Below are 2242 nucleotides of genomic sequence, written 5' to 3' on the forward strand. Positions count from 1 at the left end.
CGCTGGCCCAGCACGAGCCGGAGCGTGCCGTCGCGCAGCTGCGCGACGCGCTCGACCGGGCCGTGGACCTGCCCTCGCGTGCCCAGGCCGCCGTGCAGCTGGCCATGACCTCGCTGGCGGTGCAGCAGGCCCCCCGTGCGGTGCGGGTGCTGCAGGACGTCCTGGACACGATGGACCGCGAGTTCCCGGCCGACCCCGGTCCCGAGGCGACCGAGCTGCGCACGCACGTGGAGGCCGCGCTGCTGGTCGTCGGGCTCGACGAGAAGAAGACCGTGGCCGCGACGATCGACCGGATGGGACGGATGGCCCGGCCCGCCGGCCGCACTCCCGCCGAGCGCCAGAAGCTCGCGATGATGACGGTGACCCTGGCGATGGACGGTGACGACGCGGCCGCGGCCGTGGACCTCGCGCGCCGGGTGCTCCTGGTCGACGAGGCCACCCTCGGCGGCTGGGCGGTGCTGGCCTCGTCGCTGGTGCTGCGGCTGGCCGACGAGGTGGAGGAGTCGACAGCGGTGCTCGACCGGCTCGTCGTGCAGAGCCGCGAGCAGGCCTCGGCGTGGACCTACAGCCTCGCCGTGGGGACCCGCGCGACCAACCACGTCGTCGTCGGGAGCCTGGCCGAGGGCGAGGCCGACGCCCGCACGGCGCTCGACATCGCCGAGCAGGAGGCGTGGCGGGGGAACACCGTGGTGCCGACGATCGCACTGGCGAACGTGCGCCAGCAGCAGGGCGACCCGGAGGCGGCGCTCGAGCTGCTCGACGGGATCGTCCGGCCCCGGCTCGAGGACTTCGCCTGGGAGTACCACGACTACCTGATGGCGCGGGCGGGGGCGACCGCCGACGTCGGCGACGTCGACCGGGCCCTGTCGACCTACCGCCGCTGCGGGGACAGCCTCGACGCGGCCGGTATCGCGAACCCCGTCCTGGCGCCGTGGTGGGTGCACGCCGCCGTCCTGCTCGCCGACACCGGCCGGGCGCACGAGGCACACGGGATCGTCGAGGGAGGCGCCGAACGGGCGGCGCGCTGGGGGACCGGCCGCGGGCGGGGGCTCGCGCTGCTGGCCCGCGGTGTGGTCACCGCCGGTCCGCGCGGCGAGGACATGCTCCGGGAGGCGGTGGAGGTGCTCGAGGGCTCGCCCGCCCGGACCGAGCTGATCCTCGCCCACCACCTGCTGGGCCGGGCGATGCTGGTGTCCGACCACGCCGAGGACGCCCGCGAGCAGCTGCGCCGGGCGGCGACCCTGGCCGCCCGGTGCGGGGCGCTGCGGGCGGCCCGGGTCGCCCGGGAACTGCTCGTGCAGGCCGGTGGCCGGATGCGTCCGCCCACCGGCTCCCCGCTGGACCCGCTGACCGGTGCCGAACGCCGGGTGGTCGCCCTCGCCGCCGAGGGCGCCCGCAACCGCGAGATCGCGGAGGCGCTGTTCGTCACGCTGCGCACCGTGGAGGTCCATCTCACCAGCGCGTTCCGCAAGCTCGGCGTCACCGACCGGGCCGCCCTGGCCGGGATCGTCGATGCCGCCCGGGTCCGCAGCGCATGATCGACGGCGTGTTGCGCGAACGGGACGCCGCCTGCGCCGAGCTCGACCGCGCCCTCGACGCGCTGGTGGCGGGGGGATCGCCGTTCGTCGCGATCACCGGCGAGCCCGGTACGGGGCGCTCGGCCCTGCTCCGCCGTGCGTCGGGGCGTGCCGCCGACCGCGCGGTACGGGTGCTGTCCGCGCGGGCCGTCCCCACCGAGACCGGGTGCCCGCTCGCGACGGGCCACGGTCTGGTCGAGCGGCTCGGCCCGGTACCCGCGCCGCCCCGGTCGGGGCCGGTGGGCGCCGACGTCCTGCACGAGTGGTGCCGTGCTGTGCTCGACCTCGCCCGCACCGGCCCGGTGCTCCTGGTCGTCGACGACCTGCACTGGGCCGACGAGGACACGGGACAGTGGCTGCAGATGCTGCTCCGGCGACGGCGCGAGGCGCCGGTCGGCCTTCTGGTCGCCCTGAACGGCACGCACGACGGTCTCGGCTGGGCCGTCTCGCCGACCGGCCCGTCGGACGTCGTGCTGCGGACGGGGCCGCTCTCCCTCGGCGCGGTGCGGGAGGTGGTCACCGCCGAGTACCCGACGCCTCCCGACCGCGCTTTCACCGTCCTCGCCCGTCGCTGCACCGGCGGCAACCCGGCGGTGCTGCGGGCGACCCTGGCCGGGCTCGACCGCGCGGTGCCCCCGACCGCGGCCGCCGTGCCGGAGCTGGTG

2 protein-coding genes are annotated in these 2242 nt (G+C 76.9%); both read left to right on the forward strand.

The window, feature by feature from the left end; translation table 11 throughout:
• Window positions 1-1538, forward strand: a 1538-nt coding sequence (locus GTW08_RS08555) for a LuxR family transcriptional regulator (RefSeq protein WP_237453663.1), incomplete at its 5' end; no start/stop codon positions are given.
• 8 nt (window positions 1539-1546) lie between these two features.
• A partial coding sequence (locus tag GTW08_RS08560; protein ID WP_161151733.1) for an AAA family ATPase occupies window positions 1547-2242 on the forward strand: 696 nt, incomplete at its 3' end.

Source organism: Pseudonocardia sp. SID8383 (assembly GCF_009864975.1).
GTDB lineage: Bacteria > Actinomycetota > Actinomycetes > Mycobacteriales > Pseudonocardiaceae > Pseudonocardia > Pseudonocardia alni.